Source organism: Nitrosovibrio sp. Nv17 (genome assembly GCF_900119085.1).
In the GTDB taxonomy this organism is placed as follows: domain Bacteria; phylum Pseudomonadota; class Gammaproteobacteria; order Burkholderiales; family Nitrosomonadaceae; genus Nitrosospira.
This window is the reverse complement of record NZ_FPIQ01000004.1, coordinates 142793-160682: the sequence shown is the minus strand read 5'-3', so window position 1 is coordinate 160682 and position 17890 is coordinate 142793. Positions and strand designations below refer to the sequence as shown.

15 protein-coding genes are annotated in these 17890 nt (G+C 66.4%); 13 read left to right on the top strand and 2 right to left on the bottom strand.

Going from position 1 to position 17890, the window contains the following annotated elements; genetic code table 11:
• The first annotated feature begins 50 nt into the window (after positions 1–50).
• From BT108_RS04105 to BT108_RS04075, 7 genes are all read left to right on the top strand, one after another.
• Positions 51–1136, top strand: a complete 1086-nt coding sequence (locus BT108_RS04105) for an ABC transporter ATP-binding protein (protein WP_072293264.1) — start codon at positions 51–53, stop codon at positions 1134–1136.
• Complete coding sequence (locus BT108_RS04100; protein WP_072293263.1) at positions 1129–2037, top strand: ABC transporter permease; 909 nt, start codon at positions 1129–1131, stop codon at positions 2035–2037. The genes BT108_RS04105 and BT108_RS04100 overlap by 8 nt, the downstream gene beginning before the upstream one ends.
• The gene (locus tag BT108_RS04095; protein ID WP_083566179.1) at positions 2034–2822 is read left to right on the top strand and encodes an ABC transporter permease; all 789 of its coding nucleotides are present in this window, start codon (positions 2034–2036) and stop codon (positions 2820–2822) included. Before BT108_RS04100 ends, BT108_RS04095 begins: the two co-directional genes overlap by 4 nt.
• Positions 2819–3931 carry a polyamine ABC transporter substrate-binding protein gene (locus BT108_RS04090; protein ID WP_083566177.1) on the top strand — a complete coding sequence of 371 codons (1113 nt, stop codon included), beginning with the start codon at positions 2819–2821 and terminating at the stop codon, positions 3929–3931. Before BT108_RS04095 ends, BT108_RS04090 begins: the two co-directional genes overlap by 4 nt.
• A 71-nt stretch (positions 3932–4002) precedes the next feature.
• Positions 4003–4314: a (2Fe-2S) ferredoxin domain-containing protein gene (locus BT108_RS04085; RefSeq protein ID WP_072293262.1), complete on the top strand. Its 312-nt coding sequence runs from the start codon at positions 4003–4005 to the stop codon at positions 4312–4314.
• A gap of 2 nt (positions 4315–4316) precedes the next feature.
• A complete protein-coding gene (locus BT108_RS04080) occupies positions 4317–5000 on the top strand; it encodes an alpha/beta hydrolase (RefSeq protein ID WP_072293261.1) in 684 nt (227 codons plus the stop codon).
• A gap of 157 nt (positions 5001–5157) precedes the next feature.
• A complete protein-coding gene (locus tag BT108_RS04075) occupies positions 5158–5361 on the top strand; it encodes a DUF2905 domain-containing protein (protein ID WP_072293295.1) in 204 nt (67 codons plus the stop codon).
• Between the two features lie 127 nt (positions 5362–5488).
• Here BT108_RS04075 and BT108_RS04070 read toward each other — a convergent pair whose 3' ends face one another.
• Entirely contained in the window at positions 5489–8602 is a 3114-nt protein-coding gene (locus BT108_RS04070) for a transglycosylase domain-containing protein (protein WP_083566176.1), read from the bottom strand.
• A gap of 125 nt (positions 8603–8727) precedes the next feature.
• On the opposite strand from BT108_RS04070, the gene BT108_RS04065 reads away from it, so the two are divergent.
• From BT108_RS04065 to BT108_RS04045, 5 genes are all read left to right on the top strand, one after another.
• Positions 8728–9555, top strand: coding sequence for a carotenoid biosynthesis protein (locus tag BT108_RS04065; RefSeq protein ID WP_072293260.1), 828 nt, complete (start codon positions 8728–8730; stop codon positions 9553–9555).
• A 143-nt stretch (positions 9556–9698) separates the two neighbouring features.
• Positions 9699–10007 (top strand): c-type cytochrome, encoded by a 309-nt coding sequence (locus tag BT108_RS04060; protein WP_072293259.1) that lies wholly within the window; start codon positions 9699–9701, stop codon positions 10005–10007.
• Between the two features lie 48 nt (positions 10008–10055).
• Positions 10056–12422: a penicillin acylase family protein gene (locus tag BT108_RS04055; RefSeq protein WP_072293258.1), complete on the top strand. Its 2367-nt coding sequence runs from the start codon at positions 10056–10058 to the stop codon at positions 12420–12422.
• Positions 12423–12693: 271 nt separating this feature from the next.
• Positions 12694–13992, top strand: a complete 1299-nt coding sequence (locus tag BT108_RS04050) for a PQQ-dependent sugar dehydrogenase (protein ID WP_072293257.1) — start codon at positions 12694–12696, stop codon at positions 13990–13992.
• Between the two features lie 437 nt (positions 13993–14429).
• Positions 14430–15488 (top strand): porin, encoded by a 1059-nt coding sequence (locus tag BT108_RS04045; RefSeq protein ID WP_143142387.1) that lies wholly within the window; start codon positions 14430–14432, stop codon positions 15486–15488.
• A 113-nt stretch (positions 15489–15601) separates the two neighbouring features.
• Here the strand turns inward: BT108_RS04045 and BT108_RS13785 are convergent, their stop codons facing one another.
• The gene (locus BT108_RS13785; protein WP_177257248.1) at positions 15602–15760 is read right to left on the bottom strand and encodes a hypothetical protein; all 159 of its coding nucleotides are present in this window, start codon (positions 15758–15760) and stop codon (positions 15602–15604) included.
• Positions 15761–16169: 409 nt separating this feature from the next.
• Between BT108_RS13785 and kdpA the strand changes: the two genes are divergently transcribed.
• Positions 16170–17885: a potassium-transporting ATPase subunit KdpA gene (gene kdpA, locus BT108_RS04040; RefSeq protein ID WP_218184808.1), complete on the top strand. Its 1716-nt coding sequence runs from the start codon at positions 16170–16172 to the stop codon at positions 17883–17885.
• Positions 17886–17890: the final 5 nt, after the last annotated feature.

The following is a 17890-nucleotide window of genomic DNA, read 5'->3' as shown; positions in this document are numbered from 1 at the left end:
GGGCAATCCACAGGAACTTTGATAGAATCCCCGTTTTTTCCGGCACGACCATGGCGCTCCTGGAAATCCGGCATGTAGTCCGGCGCTTCGGCGACTATACCGCCGTGGACAATGTCAGCATCAGCGTCGAGACGGGCGAGTTCTTCACGCTGCTGGGACCCTCGGGCTGCGGCAAGACCACGCTGCTGCGCATGATCGCGGGGTTCGACCTGCCCGACTCGGGGCAGATCCTGCTGGATGGACGAGACATGGTCGGCACGCCGCCCGAGAAGCGTCCGGTGCACACCGTATTCCAGACCTATGCGCTGTTCCCGCACATGACGGTGGCGGACAACGTCGCCTTCCCCCTGCGGATGGGGGGAAGAACGCAACCGGAAATCCGGGAACGGGTGCAGCACGCGCTGGACGGCGTGCGCCTGCCGGACTTTGCGAATCGCTTCCCGCACGAATTGTCGGGCGGGCAGAAGCAGCGCGTGGCGCTCGCCCGGGGATTGGTGAACCGCCCGCGGCTGCTGCTGCTGGACGAGCCTCTGGGCGCACTGGATGCGAAGCTGCGCGAGGAAATGCAGATCGAGCTCATCAACCTGCAGAAGGAAGTGGGCATCACCTTCGTCTTCGTGACCCACGCGCAGGACGAGGCCCTGGCGCTGTCCCACCGCATCGCGGTGATGAACCGCGGCCGCGTCGAGCAGATCGACGAGCCTTCCCGGATCTACGGCTTCCCCAGGAACCGTTTCGTGGCCGACTTCATCGGCAAGATCAGCATGATGGAGGCACGGGTGGTCGAGGCGGAACCCTCGCGGCTGAGGCTGGAAGTGGCCGAACTGGGCGAGGTGGTCATGGCCGGCAGGGACGGCGTCAAGGCCGGCGACCGCGGCGTGGTGGCCATCCGTCCCGAGCAGGTGCGCATCTCCCGACCCGCCGCGCCGGCCGAATCGGAGAACCACTTTCCCGGCAGGGTGCACGATTTCCTCTACGTCGGCGACGTCACGACCTACATCGTGGAGCTTTCCAATGGCGCCCGCATCGAGGCCCTGCTGCCCAACGCCTCGCCGGGACGCGCCACCTTCTTCGAGGTCGGGGACGAGGTGGGCGTCTCCTGGCGCCACGACACAGGCATATTCCTGGATGACTAGGGACACGCCGCGCTCGACCCGCGCCGCGCGCCTCCTGACGGGCGGGCCGCCGCTGCTGTTCCTGCTGGTCTTCTTCGTCATACCCAGCCTGATCATGGTTCTCACCTCGTTCCGCTTCCCGGGCGAGTTCGGGGGACTGGCCCCGGTCACGGCGCCGGCGGACCAGGCCGCCGGCGAATACGGCTTCACGACCGAAGCCTACGCCTTCTTCTTCAGCGACACCCTGTACGCCAGGGTCTTCCTCAAGTCCTTCGGCGTCGCGCTCGCCACCACCCTGGCCTGCCTGCTGATGGCCTACCCGCTGGCGCTGCTGATCGCGCGCAGCGAAAAACGGTTCCGCAACCTGATGGTGCTGCTGGTGATCCTGCCGTTCGCCAGCAACTTCCTCATCCGCGTCTACGCCTGGGCGATCATACTCGGGCCGCAGTCCGCGCTCAGCCGCGTTGCGAACACCCTGCTCGCGCTGCTCGGCATGGAGCCGGCGACGCTGCTGTTCTCGCCGTTCGCGGTGCTGGTGGGCATGGTGTACGTGCACCTGCCGTTCATGATCCTCCCGCTCTACACCAATCTCGAGAAGCACGATCCCGCGCTGCTGGACGCGGCCCAGGACCTGGGCGCGCGCGGATGGCAGCGCTTCTGGCGCGTCACCTGGCCGCTGTCCCTGCCGGGCGTGTTCTCGGGCTCGGCGCTGGTGTTCATTCCGGTGCTGGGCATGTTCGCGGTGCCCGACATCCTGGGCGGCACCCGCGACATCCTCATCGGCAACCTGATCAAGGATCAGTTTCTCGGCACGCGCGACTGGCCCTTCGGCTCGGTGCTCTCCATCATGCTGACGCTCGCGGTGCTTTCCGTCGCCAGCCTGACGGCCTGGTTCGCGCGCGCGGCCGGGCGGACCCCATGATCCGCAGGCACGCCTGGCTGTGGGGCGCGGCGGCGCTGGTGTACGCCTTCCTCTACATTCCGCTGGCGATCGTGGTGATCTACTCGTTCAACGACTCCAGGCTGAACGCCGAGTGGGTGGGGTTCACGCTGCACTGGTACCGGGTGCTGTTCAGCGACGCGGAGATGCTGGCCGCTGCCGGAAACTCGCTCATCATTGCGCTCAGCGCCAGCCTCGGCGCCACCGTCCTCGGCACGATGGCGGGCCTGGCGATCCACCGCTACCGCCTCAGGGTGCTGCCGGCCCTGGTCTTCGCACCGGTGGCCATGCCCGAGATCCTGCTGGGCGTGTCCCTGCTGCTGTTCTTCCTGCAGGTTCTCAACCTGACGCTCGGCATGCTCTCCGTCATCATCGCGCATACCACGTTCTGCATCGGGTTCGTCGCCATCATCATACGGGCGCGTCTCCAGGGCATGGATGAAAGCCTGTTCGAAGCGGCACGCGACCTCGGCGCATCGCGGTGGCAGACGTTCCGCTTCGTGACGCTGCCGCTGATCATGCCGGCGGTGGCGGCGGGCGCGCTGATGTCGTTCACCCTTTCCATCGACGACTTCGTCATCACCTTCTTCACCAAAGGGATCGGCGAACCGATCCTGCCGATCCAGATCTACACCATGATCAAGGTCGCGGTGACGCCGGAGGTCAACGCCGTTTCCACGCTGCTGATGCTGCTCACGCTGGCCATGATCATCGTCGCGGCGCGGCTGGAGTCGCACGCCGCCTCACGCGAGGCGGCGCGGCGGTGAGCCCCCGCCTGCTGCCGGCGCTGCCCTCCCTCGCACTGCTGGCATGGCTGGCCCTGGCGGCGGCGGGGTGTGCGAGGCCGGATGCGGAGGCCGCGGCGGCAGGCGGCCGCGTGCTCCATCTGTTCAACTGGAACAACTACATCGCGCCGCAGACGGTCGAGCGCTTCGAAGCATCCTGCGGCTGCAGGCTGGCCCAGGACTACTACGCGGACAACGAGGAAATGCTGGCCAAGCTGGCGGCCGGCGCCGCCGGCTACGACCTGATCGTGCCCACCGGCAACGCCATGGACACGCTCATCCGGCAGGGTGCGCTGCAGCCGCTCGACAAGACCCTGCTCCCCCATCTCGCAAACATCGATCCCGCCTACCTCGACACGCCGTTCGACCCCGGCAACCGCTACTCCGTCCCCTACGCCTACACCGTCACCCTGCTGGGCTACAATCGGGAGAAGATGCGGGAGCTGGGCCTGCCCACCGACACCTGGGCGCTCATCTTCGAACCGCGCCACCTGGAAAGGATCAAGGGCCGCGTCACGGTGCTCGACAGCCAGCGCGAACTGCTGGCGGCGGCCCTGAAATACCTCGGCTACTCGGCCAACGACGCCGATGCGGCGCACTGGCGCGAGGCGGCGGAGCTGATCGTGCGCGCCAAGCCGTACTGGGCGGCCTTCAACAGCGCCAGCTACATCAAGGAATTGGCCGTGGGCAACCTGTGGGTGGCGCATGGATATTCCAATGACATGTTCCAGGCCGCGCTCGATGCCAGAAGGACGGGTCGCGGATTCGCGATCGACTATTCGATTCCGCGAGAGGGCGCGGTGCTTGCGCTCGACAGCATGGTGCTGCCGCGCAGCGGGGGGCAGACCGGCCTGGCCCATCGGTTCATCGACTTCATGCTGGAGGGGGAAAACGCCGCGGAACTGACCAACCTCATCGGCTCGGGCAACCCCAATGTCGAGGCGAAGCGCCATATCCGGCCGGAGATCGCCTCCAACGAGGCCATCTTCCCCGATGCCGGCGCGCGCGCCGGCCTGGAGACGCTCAGGGATTTCGACCGCAGCCAGCGCCGCCTGCTGAGCCGGATGTGGACCGAGGTCAAGCTGAGATAGCGGCTGCGGCGGGCGGCGTCCATGGCCCCGGCCTTGCGGTATAATGGATCGATCCATACGTACCCGTGCCCATGAGCTACTACCAGCGCCACGTGTTCTTCTGCGTCAACCAGCGAGAGGGCGGGGCGGTGTGCTGCAACGACTACGGCGCCCAGTCGCTGCGCGACTATGCCAAGCAGCGCGTCAAGGCGCTGCGGCTCGACGGCAAGGGCAGGAGGGTGCGGATCAACAACGCCGGATGCCTGGATCGCTGCAACGAAGGCCCGGTCATCGTCGTCTACCCGGAAGGCGTGTGGTACACCTACGTCGACCGGGAGGATATCGACGAGATCATCGAGGAGCACCTCAAGAACGGCCGCGTGGTCGAGCGGCTGAGAATCTGAGGATGGCCGCGCCCGCGGCGGCGCATCCCGGCAGGACGTTCATCGACGGCCCCGCGGGAAAGCTGGAGGCGATTCTCGCCCGACCGAAGCATGAGCATCCGCGGGGAATCGCCGTCGTCGCCCATCCGCATCCGCTGTACGGCGGCACCATGCACAACAAGGTCGTCCACACGCTCGCCAGGGCGCTGCTGGCGCAGGGATACGTCGTTGCACGGTTCAATTTCCGCGGGGTGGAAGGCAGCGCCGGCCGGTGCAACGCCGATGATGACGAGGGCGAGGGCGAGGTCGAGGACGTGCTGGCGGTGAGCGGCGCCGTCGACGATCGCTTCGCTTCCCTGTTTCCCGCCGAGCCGGAACGGGTGCTGGCCGGGTTCTCCTTCGGGGGGGCGATCCAGGCGCGTGCGGCGCAGCGGCTCCCGTCCGAACGGCTCATCCTGGTGGCGCCCTCGGTGGCACGGCTGCAGGTGCCGCCCCTCATTCACCCTGCCAAAGAGAGCCATGCCGCGTCCGCACCGGGCGTTTTGATGGTGCATGGCGACCGGGACGACATCGTTCCGCTGCAGAGCGTCCTGGACTGGGCGGCCCCGCAGGAACTGCCGGTCGTCGTCGTACCCGGCGCCGGCCATTTCTTCCATGGCAAGCTGCACCTCCTCCGGCGCATCGTGGAGGAGAACGGCCGGCGTTGAAACCCGCCGTCCGGCACCGGCGGGGATCGTCCGCCGCCCGTGCCCAGGGCATTGATCCGCCCCCGCAAAAACGTTTACACTCGATTCCGGCAGGCGTCGGAACAAAAGCGGGTCGAACGATCCAGGCGTGCTGCCCGCACATTTCAGGCGGAACGCGATGCAACGCTCACTCATCCTGCTGGGGTTGCTGCTGGTGCTGGCGGGCCTCGCCTGGCCGTGGCTGTCCAAGCTGCCGCTGGGCCGCCTGCCGGGGGATATTTTCGTCGAACGCGAGAACTTCAGGTTCTATTTCCCGTTGACCACGGGCCTGCTCGCCTCGCTGTGCGTATCGCTGCTGCTGTGGTGGTGGTTCCGGAAATGAGTGCTGCTTCGAAAGGAGGAATAGGTGGATCTCTACGAATCCATGGTGTTCTGGTTCGTCAAGGAATTCGTGAAGGCGGTCGCCGGCATGGCGCTCATCCTGGGACTGATCGTCTTCATCCGCTGGATCAGCGACGATGACTGATCCGCTGCCGTTTCCCGGGATCCGTCCTTCCCGTGCCCGCCACGCGGCCGGCGGGGACGGTGCCGGGCATCTGCTCTCCTTTGCCGGAGCCACCGGATAGGAATTCGCCCCGATCGGTCAGGGGTCTCAGCGCGGGCAGGAGGTGCTTCACGACCTGCGTCGACAGCGCCGAGGTGAAGGTGTAGTGCTCGGCGTCCGTGCCCGGCACGAAGGCGGTCATGGTGCCGAAGAAACGGTCGCCGATGAAGAATACGAACGTGGCCGAGCGGTTGACCGCGCGCGATTCCCTGATCACGCCCGGCGCCGAGAAGGTGGTGTGGCGGTGATCGCCGGTGCCCGTCTTCCCGCCGATGAGGATTTCTCCGCCGTCCTCCTCCACCATGGCGCGCGCCAGCCTGGAAGCCGTCCCCGCCGCCACCACGTCGGTCAGCACCCCCCTCACCGCCGCCGCCAGTTCGGGGGAGAACATCCGCTCGCCCCGGGCAGGCATCCGCCCGACGAGGGTTTCGTACGGCGTGCCGGCACCGAAGTGCAGGCGCTCGACGAGTACCGCCGGCACGCGCACGCCGTCGTTGAGGATGATGCCCATCAACTCGGCCAGCGCGGCGGGATGGTCGGCGGAACTGCCGATGGCGGTGGCCAGTGACGGCACCAGCGAATCGAAGGGATATCCCAGCCGTTTCCAGCTCCGGTGGATCTCGAGAAACGCCTCCAGCTCCAGCAGCCCCCGAATCCGGATGTCCTGGGCGTTCTTGCGCTTCGTCCGGAACAGCCAGTGGTACACGGCCACCCGCTCCTCGGCGCTGGCCTCGATCACGTCCGCCTGGTGCGCCTGCGGGTGGGCGAGCAGGTGGCGCACCAGCCACAGCTCCAGGGGATGGACGGTCACGATGTAGCCCAGATCGGCCAGGGAGTACTTCCCGGGAGCGTAGTGCTCGTACAGATCCGGCAGCAGAGTCGGTGCCGGGCGGCGGGAGGGCGGCAGGTGCGGGCGCATGAACGCCTCGAACTCCGCCAGTGCCGACTCGGGATGGAGGTAGCGGTACGCAGCCGCCAGGCGGCGCGGCGTGTGCCTGAAACTCGACAGGAATTTCTGTTCCAGCCGGTCGGGCGCCGCCGCCTCGCCGCGGTACTTGAAGTAGAAGCGATTGACGAAGACCTTGCCTTCCCTGTCCGCGAAGCGCCTCAGATACACCTGCCGATCCGGATTGCCCGCATCCCGCAGCAACCGCGCCGAGGAACCCGACACCTGGAACATGTGGTGGCGCACGATGTCCCGCATCAGCCGGATATACACGAGATTGATGGAATCCAGCGTCGCTTCGCGCACGCTTGGCGTCCTGCCGTCGTCCTCGCGCTTGAAGTTGCGGAAGGCGTGCACGCCGCCCCCGGTGAGAAAGCGCTCGCGTGCGCTCGCGGAGTACCTGCGCTCCAGCGCGGCCTCCAGCATGGCGGCCAGGGTGCGGTCGGAGGCCCGCGCCAGGTAGCCGATCGCCCAGCGGCTCAGGGCGTCGTCCGGGTCGACCGCCTGCGCCTGCAACTCGCGCTGCGCCATGGCGCCATAGCGCTGGTGCAGCGCCTCGACGATCTCGAGATAGGTCACCAGCGTCCGCAGCTTGGCGGTCGAGCCCAGGTCGAGCTTGGTTCCCCTGTTGATGTCCAGCGGCTGCTCGAAATTGTCGGCCTGGATGCGGAATTTGGCCCCTTCCGGCGTCAGTTCGGACAGCGTGAAACTATAGATGACCTTGCCCGGATCCGAGGTGCCCAGCATGCGATGGCCCTGCAGCCCTGCCGCGCGCGCATACTCGGGCTCCCTGAGGCGGCGCAGGATCTCGGTGGTCTTGCGCTGCAGATTCGCGTCGAGGGTGCTGCGCACGGACAGGTCCAGCCGGTCCAGGTCGTACATGCGCTTCAGCCCCAGCAGCGAGGCAAGATGCGTGCGCACCGCATTGACCGCCTTGCGCGCCGGAAAGTCCTCTTCCTTTCCACGCTGCACTGTTGCGCGGAAGCCCAGCGGAACCTCCAGGGCGGCGTCCCGCAGCGCGGGAGAAATCACGTCCGCGCGCGCCAGCAGGCGCAGGTGGCTGTTCGTCAGCATTTCGAGCACGCTGCGCCCCGCCAGCAGGTAGTAGGACGGCCTGCGCTGGGCGACGATCAGGCTCAGCACGTGCTTGTAGCGGTGCGCCACCTCGGCGGGAACATCATCGCCGGCGCGGTATGAATGCAGGATGCGGTTGGTTTCCTCGAAATCGAGGCCGTACCATATCCACAGGCCGTCGCCCAAACCGTTGGCCTCGCCGAAGGTGGCCGCACCCGCGAGGGGAACGGTGTCGAGGTAGGCAGCCACGATGCGCCGGCGCGCGGCCAGCGTTTCCTCGCCGTCCAGATAGGCGCGCACCGAGGCGGACGCGACCTGCCGCAGCTTGTCCTCGGGCGTGACCGTGAGCCCGTTCCGGGAATGGCGGTATTTCTCGATCTGGGTCGCCAGCGTGCTGCCCCCCACCACGTTGTGCCCGGAATCGAAGAACTGGATCCCCTTGTCCAGCACCGCCCTGCCCAGCCGATCCCACTCGATGGCGGGGTTTCGTTTCGGGTGCCGCGCGTCCAGCAGTTCGCGATTCTCGATGAACAGCAGGCTCTCCGTCACCAGCGGCGGAATCGCCCTGAATTCCCCGTAGACGCGGCTGGGATACGCGGCACGGTAGAGCGGCTGGCCGTCGTCGGATACGATTTCCAGGCCTGCCTGGGATTTTTCGTGGTAGGGTACGTACAGACCTCGTTCGACCAGCGCCCGCATGCGCGCCGAGGGACGGGCCTGCGCATGCACATGGAATCCCTGCGCGGCCAGATTGCGAAGCAGCCCCGGCAGGGTGGCGTAGCCGAGGCGCAGATCGTACGGACCCGACTGCGGAAAATGGAAATCCCCTGCGGCACCGCCTTTCATCTCCCAGCCCAGTTCGCCCGACAGCCCGGCCAGGTAGCGGGCCTGATACTCCGAGGTTTCCGCTTCGCGCACGAGGAACCATGCGGCACCCATCAGTGCGGCGACAAACAGGATGAGCATGCCGAAACCCAGATATTTGAGCGCACGCCTCACGGCACAGCCATCAGGAAGGCATCCCGCCCGTCACCCTCGTGACCGGCGCCTGCCGACGGCGGACGACGCGCAGCGCCCGCATGCCGGCATCATTCCTCCGCCCAACCGAAGAAAATGGAACCCCGATGGACACTCCCAGTCTCCTGTTCGCCACCATTCTCCTGCGACCCTACGTCTTCGGATTCCTCGCCGCCTTCCTGTTCTGCGCCGCGCGCCTGATCGGATGGCGAAGAACGGGATGCTTCATGGGCATCACCTGGCTCGTCGCGCTCGCGTGCGAACTCTCCTCGACACGCACCGGCGTGCCTTTCGGCTGGTACCACTATACCGGTTCGACCGTCGGACGTGAACTGTACGTCCTGGACGTGCCGTTCATGGATTCGCTCTCGTTTCCCTTCCTTCTCTACGCGAGCTATTGCATGGCGCTGGCCTTCCTCCTTCCATTCCGGCACGAGGAGCGGGCGCGGAAGGGAGCCGGACCCATTGCCCTGCGGTTCCCTGCCACCGCACGAACCAGCCTGCCGGTGGCACTGCTCGCGATCCTGTTCTTCGTCTATCTCGACGTCGTCATCGACCCGGTAGCGCTGCGGGGGGAGCGCTGGTTCCTGGGACGGATCTACTACTATCCGCAGCCGGGCACGCACTTCGGCGTACCGTTGGCCAACTATCTCGGGTGGGGTGTCGTCGCCGCGCTTTCGCTGGGCGCCTACCTTCCGCTGGATCGCCGGCTGCTGCGCGACGATCTGTCTCCGCATCGGCCGGCGACCGGCCGGGTGCTCCTGGGCTGCGGCCTCTACTACGGCATCCTGGGTTTCAATCTTGCCGTCACGTTCCGGATCGGCGAGTCGCTGCTGGGCATGACTGGCCTGCTCATTCACCTTCCGCCCGCCGTGCTGCTGCTCCTGAGGCTGCGGGGATACCCGGGCGACGGAACCGCCGGGGACAAGGTATAATCCGGTACCCTGCGGGCGGTCGCCGCATGCATGTCGTCGCACGCGCCCTGCATCGCCCCCGGCACACCCTCGCGGCAGGCCACGGCCGCGCCATCCGCCAACGGATCGGATGAGTCTTCCATAACGAACCAGGGAACCGAAGCATGAGAAAAACCCTACTGCTGCTGGCAGTCCTCGCATCGTCTGGCCTCATCGGCTGCGCCAAGACCGACACCTACACCCCTCCCGCCGACGCCAGCGGGGAGGACATATTCTATGCAAACTGCAGCAAATGCCACAAGCCGGAGACGTCGGGGCATGTGATGACTCTGTCATCCGCAGTGGCGAATCCGGATGCCCTGATCCAGAAGGTGCACAAGGGCGGCATGACCATGCCCGCGTTCCCCAACATCCAGGGCGAACCCGCGCAACGTCTGGCGGAATTCATCCTCTCCAACAGCCGGACGAAATAGCGGTGCCGGCAATCCGGTGAAGGCGAATCCCGCCGGCATGCCGCACCCATGCACCGCCTGCTGATCGGATTGCCCCTCCTGGCGCTGCTGCTGGCGCTCTCGGCATGGCAGGCGGTGCGCGCCAGCCTGCCGCAATACGACGGCATGGCCGGCCTCCCGGCGCTGGACGCGCCGGTGACGGTCGAGCGTGACGTCCTCGGCAGCGTGACGCTGCGGGCGCAGAGCCGCCGCGACCTGGCGCGGGCACTGGGCTACGTGCACGCGCAGGAACGCTTCTTCGAAATGGACCTGATGCGCCGCAAGGCGGCCGGGGAACTGGCGGAACTGTTCGGCGCCGCCGCACTGCCGGCGGACCGCGAGACACGGGTGCACCGCATGCGCGCACGCGCCGCCGCACAGCTGGAAGCGCTGCCGGACACGCAGCGCGCGCTGCTGGACGACTATCGCGACGGCGTGAACGCAGGCCTCGACGCTCTGGCGGTGCGGCCTTTTCCCTACCTGCTGACGCAGACCCGGCCGACCGCCTGGCGCAGCGAGGACAGCATACTCGTGGTGCAGTCGATGTACTTCACGCTCACCGACGCCGACAACCGCCGCGAACTGGATCTCTCCATCCTGCGCGCCGCCCTTCCGGAAGCGGCCTATCGCTTCCTTACCGCCGGCGGCGGCGAGTGGGATGCGCCGCTCGCGGGCCCCGCCCTGGAGCGTCCGCCACTGCCGACCGCCGCCGAATGGGATCTGCGGAAACAGGAGCCCGGTCCCCTGCGACCCGCCGGATCGGACGACGCCCTCCTGCCCGGCAGCAACAGCTTTGCCGTCGCCGGCTCCCTCGCCCAGGGGGCGGATGGTGCGGCGCTGGTCGCCAACGACATGCACCTGGACCTGCGCGTGCCCAACATATGGTTCCGCACGCGCCTGATCCACCCGGGCGGGCATCCGGGCGCGGCGAACGATATCATCGGCGTCAGCCTTCCCGGCACGCCCGCCATCGTCGTCGGCTCCAATCGCAGCATCGCCTGGAGCTTCACCAACAGCTACAGCGACGCCGCCGACTGGGTGCGCGTCTTCCGCCATCCGAAGGATGCCGCGCGCTATCGCAGTGCGACCGGAGGATGGGCGCCCGTCCGCGCATACCGGGAAACGCTGCGCGTGCGCGGTGGCAGCGACGAGATGCTCGACATCCACGAGACCGAGTGGGGGCCCCTCCTCGCAACCGACCATGACGGGGTGCCACTGGCGCTGGCCTGGTCCGCGCACCGGCCGGGGGCGGTGAACCTGGACCTCGTCCTGCTGGAGCAGGCGGCCAGCGTGGACGAGGCCATCGCCATCGTTCAGGGGGCGGGCATTCCGGCGCAGAACTTCATCGTCGGCGACCGGCATGGCCGGATAGGCTGGACCATCGCGGGCCGCCTGCCCGCCCGCAGCGGCGACTACGATCCGAACCTGCCCGCGGACTGGGGCAGGCCGGGCACGGGATGGAATGGCTGGCTTGCGCCGGCCCGTTATCCGTCGGTCGTCGATCCGCCGGCGCAGCGCCTGTGGAGCGCGAACGCGCGCATGGTGGAGGGCCCGGCGCTGGAACGGATCGGCGATGCCGGCTACGACCTCGGGGCGCGCGCCACCCAGATACGCGACGGCCTGCACGCCGCCGAACGCTTCCCGCCGGCCGCCATGCTGGCGATCCAGCTCGACGACCGGGCGCTGTTCCTCGCAGGCTGGAAGGGGTTCCTCGAAAGCACGCTGGAGCGCATCGAACCCGTGCCCTGGCGGGACGAGATGCAGCGGGCGCTGCGCGACTGGAACGGGCATGCCGCGACACCATCCGTGGCCTACCGCATGGTGCGCGCCTTCCGGCGGGAGGTCACCGATACCCTGCTCGACGCCTTCGCCGCGGCCGTCCGGCGCGACTACCCGGACTTCATGCTGCCCCGGCTGAACCAGAGCGAGTACGCGATCCAGGCATTGATCCGCCACCGCCCGCCGCACCTGCTCCCGCCGCACCATGAAAGCTGGGATGATCTGTTTGCCGGATGCGCGCAACGCGTGGCGCAGCAGATGCGGGAGCAGCCGGGCGGCATTGCCCGGCGCAGCTGGGGCGAGCGCAACACCGCGCGCATCCGGCACCCGCTCAGCCGGGCGCTGCCGCCGTTCGCCGCCCACTGGCTGGACATGCCGGGCGACAGACTGCCCGGCGACACGCACATGCCGCGCGTACAGGGGCCGGACTTCGGCGCCTCGCAGCGCTTCGCGGTCGCGCCCGGGCACGAGGATCAGGGCTACTTCCACATGCCCGGCGGCCAGAGCGGCCATCCGCTCTCGCCCTACTACGGCAGCGGACACGCCGACTGGGTATCGGGCAGGCCGACGCCCTTCCTGCCGGGCGCTCCCCGGCGAACGCTGCGCCTCCATCCATAGGCGCCCGGGATCCGGAAGCGCCATGCCCCGGCAGGATGCCGCCTCTCGCCTCAGGGGCCATGGAACCCCCGGAGCGGGAGGATACGGCACAGCATGGCGACGCCCGGACCATCCGTCCGCCGCATTGACAAGCAGGCGCGAATCTCCTATAACCGGACAGGCACCGGCCTTCCGGAGACCCGGCAATACCGGATCGTCCCGTCCTGCTTCCCGCCTCTCCCACCATCGCCCCGCCGGCGATCCGATGAACCCGCAGCCCAGGAGTACCCCGATGACTCAGCCGACCTCCCCCCTGCCTACCCTGTCCCTCGCCTTCTCTATCGCCTTCGCCGTCTCCGCGACCGACGCGCTGGCGCAGGCGGTACCGCTGCAGACCCGTATCGTCGCCACCGGCCTGGATCGTCCGCTGTTCGCCACCGCGCCCGACGGAGATTCCCGCCTGTTCATCGTCGAGAAAGGCGGCACGATCCGGATCCTGGACAACGGAACGGTACTGCCGACACCCTTCCTCGATCTCTCCGGTTCGGTCAATGCCGCGGGCGAGCGCGGGCTGCTCGGCCTGGCGTTCGACCCGGGGTTCGCGCAGAACCGCCGCTTCTACGTCAACTACATCGATGCGACGACGCTGAACACGGTCGTCGCCACCTACCAGGCCAGCGCGGCGCAGCCGAACCTCGCGGATGCGTCCAGCGCGCAGACGGTGCTCAGCGTCGCGCAGCCGGGGTTCAGCAACCACAAGGCGGGATGGATCGGCTTCCGCCCCGGAGAGGGCAGCAATCTGTACATCGCCACGGGCGACGGCGGCTCCGCCAACGACCCGCAGAACCGCGCCCAGAACCTGGGGGACAACCTCGGCAAGATACTGCGCGTGGACGTATCGGCCGATCGCCATCCGGAGGATGCGGCGCGCTACGGCTACGCGATACCGGAGGGAAATCTCGCGAACGGCAACCCCTCGATCAATCCCGAGATCTACGCCTACGGGCTGCGCAATCCCTACCGGGCGAGCTTCGACCGCGAGACCGGCGATTTCTACATCGCCGACGTCGGGCAGAGCAACCGGGAGGAGATCAATCTCGGCAGCGCCGGCGCCAACTACGGCTGGCGCGTGTTCGAAGGCACGCAGCTGAACATCCCCGGCGATCCCCAGCTCGGCGACCATACGCCGCCCATCCACGAATACGCGCATGACGGAGGCGGGGGTGCCTCGATCACGGGCGGCTACGTCTATCGCGGGTCGCTGATCGACGGGCTGGAGGGCACCTACTTCTTCGCCGACTTCGTGAACGACAGGGTGATGTCCTTCCGGCTCACCGGGTCCGGCATCACCGAGCTCACCGACCGCACCGGAGAACTGCTCTCCGCCACCGGCATCCCCGGGCAGATCGCCTCGTTCGCCGAGGACGGCTTCGGCAATCTGTACCTGGTCAGCCTCGGCGGCCAGGTCGGCCTGATCGCCGCCATCCCGGAACCGGAGATCCATGCCATGCTGCTGCTGGGCCTGGGCATCGTCGGCGCGTGGTCGCGGCGGGCCGGGGGCCGCGACCGGCGGGTATCGCGCATCGGGTAGCGATCACCCGCTGCATCCGCACGCTTCCACATCCTTCCCTACCCTCATGGGCGGGGAACTGATCGCGCAGTCATCGGAAAGGCCAGCCGGCCATCCGCGCATCCGGGCCGGCACGCCGTAGCAGCAGCCCGGTATGCCGGACATCGGGCCTCCCGGCGGTGAGGGCTCACCCCGGGGACGGCGCTGCCGCATTCCCCGCAGGCTGTCGACCGGGATCAAAAGGCTTCCAACACGACCGAATCCATGACGGGGCGCGCGCTCCACATTATGCGCAGAATTTATGACAAAGCCTGACCAGGGAATGGAGAATTTACGGATGGCCGCCCTATACTCGGCCCATGGATCAGGGCAGTCATCGGAAAATGATCTGCCGGACATGGCGCCGCAACCGTTTGGAGGCAGAGATAAGAAGGCCGTCGATTCTCCCGTTGATACTGATGGCATATGCAGCGCCGCTGCTCGGCCAGGAAGTGAGGACGGACAAGGAAAACCCGCTGACGCTCAGCGGGTACGCGGAGGCGTACTACATAGGGGATTTCAACGGCCCTCCCGTCCACAGGCGCCCGGGATTCGCGTACAGCCACAACCGCACCGACGAAGCGAGCGTCAACCTGGCACTGATGAGACTCGGCTACGACACGGAGAGGGTCAGGGCCGGCCTGGGGATTGCGCTGGGAAGCTACATGAAGGCCAACTACGCGGCGGAGCCCGGGGGACTGAAGAACCTCTTCGAGGCCCGGGTGGGGTTGAGGGTCGCAGAGAACCACAACGTATGGGTTGATGTCGGAGTCATGCCGTCGCACATTGGTTTCGAAAGCGCCGTCGGGAAGGACAATTGGACGCTTACCCGCAGCCTGCTCGCCGACAATTCTCCCTATTTCGAGACCGGGGCAAGAATATCTTACACTTCTCCCGATGGAAAATGGCTGGTCAGCGGCTTGATATTGAACGGTTGGCAGCGTATCCGGGGACCGGCCGGCAATTCTCTGCCTTCATTCGGCCACCAGGTGACCTACCGCCCGAACGAAAGGTGGACGCTGAACAGCAGTTCGTTCATCGGGAGCGACAAGTCTGACGAGCATCGTCAGATGCGCTATTTCCACAATTTCCACGCGCAGTTCCATCTGAGCAGCGAATGGAGCCTGATCGCGGCGTTCGATATCGGGGCCGAGCAGAAGGAAAAGGGCAGCAGCCGCTACAACGTCTGGTTCACGCCGATAGCCATCGCGAGATATGCACCTACGGAAAAATTGAGCTTTGCCTTGAGAGGCGAATACTACCAGGACCGGCACGGCGTGATCGTCGGCACCGGCACGCCCCATGGATTCAGGATGCTCAGCTACTCCCTCAACATGGACTACCGCATCCTGCCCAACCTGCTATGGCGGGCCGAAGTTCGCCGATTCGAGGGAAGGGACGCAATATTCGCGACGGACGACGGAACGCTCACGTCGGACAGCACGATGGCCACTACCGCCTTGGCGATAAGCTTCTAGGGTCAGGGGCCGCGCCCGGCGGCGTCCCGTGAACCTATGCCTGCGCGGGCAGGGGATCCTCACCGCCGATGCTCCGATGGATGTGGCATCTCCCGCTGTCTTCATCACGCCCATCATTCACTCCGCCGGTCACGGCGGCGGCTGGAATGCGCCGATGATCTCCGCGATCTGGCATTGAACCAGGCCGTCGCCTTGTCGGACAGGCGCAGCAATGCAATGAAGGCGATCACGACAACGGTGATGAAGATGATGTCCTGCAGAACCTGAGGCATCGGGATTCTCCACAGCTTTTGGAAACACCTTATCCCAGCATCGCCGACCGCAGCGTAAATTCGCCGTAAATTCCTGCAACGATCCGGTACCCATAGACCGGCAGCAGGCCTCCCGTCCGACTAGCCCGTGGAAGGCCGGCGCGCGCAACGAACAGGCGGCAACAGTGATGAGCCCCCAGAATTTATGCAGAATTTATATGGGAAACACCTTATGGGATGGAGAATTTACGGGTTTTCGTTGGATACTTCGGCGTGGCCATCGGGCCGTTCCGTTCGGTAATGGCACGGACCCTCAAACGATACGAGGCGCATCCATGTGGGACCTCTTGTACATCATGCTGACAGTCGCGTTCTTCGCACTGGCAACCGGCCTCATCCTCGGCCTGGACAGGCTGTGATGGAAATGCACGTGCCGGACGACATCCGCCAGTTCATCCTGCAATTCACCCCGGTCCTGGCGATCATGACCGGCCTGGTCGTGATAGTGGGGAAATGGATGGCGCACCTTTTCACGAGTCCCACGCACCATGTGCTCGAACGCGGAACCTACCGCATTCTCGGCGTCGACCCCGCGGAGAACATGTCGTGGAAGCGCTACGGCGCAGCGCTGTTGCTCAGCAATGCCGCGATGATGATGCTGGGTTATCTGATTCTGCGCCTGCAGCGACATCTGCCGGGCGATCCGCTGGAACGTGCATCGCAGACACCGGACCTTGCCTTCAATACCGCGGCCTCGTTCATCACCAATACCAACTGGCAGTCGTATTCCGGGGAAGCCAGTCTGTCCAATTTCTCGCAAATGGCCGTCATCACTTTTCTGATGTCGGTCAGCGCTGCGACGGGTGTGGCTGCGGCAGGCGGCTTCACCCGCGGCCTGAGCCGCATGGGCTCGTCCGGGATCGGCAGCTACTGGGTGGACTTCACGCGCGTGCTCTACCGGCTCCTCCTTCCGCTCTGCTTCATCATGGCCATCGTGTACGTGTGGCAGGGCATACCGCAGACACTGGACGCCGATGTCATCGTCACCACGCTGGAGGGTTCCCGGCAGCGGATCATCCTGGGTCCCGTGGCGAGCTTCGAGACGATCAAGCACATCGGCACCAACGGCGGCGGCTTCTTCGGCGTGAACGCGGCGCATCCGTTCGAGAATCCGACGCCGCTCACCAACACCCTGCACATGCTCGGCATGCTGCTGATCCCCTCGGCGTTGACCTGCGCCTTCGGCTCCATGATCAAGCGCCCGCCACAGGGGTGGTTCTTCTTCGGCGCCTTCCTGGCGATGTTCCTGGGTTTCCTGACGTTGATCTACAGTGCCGAACGCGCTGGCAATCCCCTGCTGGCTCCGCTGGGTGTTGACCAGAATCCCGGCGCCTGGCAAGGCGGAGGGAACATGGAAGGCAAGGAACTGCGCTTCGGGGTCATCCAGAGCAGCCTGTTCGCCGCCGTGACCACCGCTGCCACGACGGGCTCTGTCGATTCGATGCACGCCTCGTATACCCCGCTCGGCGGCCTGGCGCTCCTCGGGCAGATGATGCTGAACAATGTATTCGGCGGCGACGGCGTCGGCCTGATCAATCTCGTCGCCTACGCGATCCTCACGGTATTCCTGGCCGGCATGATGATCGGGCGCACGCCGGAATTCCTCGGCAGGAAAGTGGAAGCGCGCGAGATGAAGTACGTCATGCTCGCCGTGCTGGCGCATCCGTTCAGTATCCTGGGTTTCACGGCAATCGCCTGCCTTGCGCCTTCTTCCGCGGACAGTCTGGCTAACATGGGGCCGCACGGCTTCAGCGAGATCCTGTATGCCTATGTCTCAGGCACGGCCAACAATGGCTCGGCCTTTGCTGGCCTCGGAGCCGATACGCCTTTTTTCAACACGACCATCGGTCTGAGCATGCTGATCGGCCGCTACTTCACGCTGCTGCCGATGATCGCGGTCGCCGGCGTGATGGCCTCGAAGAAAAACGCGCCGGAAAGCCCGGGAACGCTTGCGACCGCAACGCCCCTGTTCACGGCCCTGCTGATATCCGTGATACTCCTCTCCGGCGGGCTCACTTTCCTGCCGGCGCTCGCGCTCGGGCCCATCGTCGAGCACCTGCTGATGCTTGCGGGCCGGCCCTTCTGAGGATG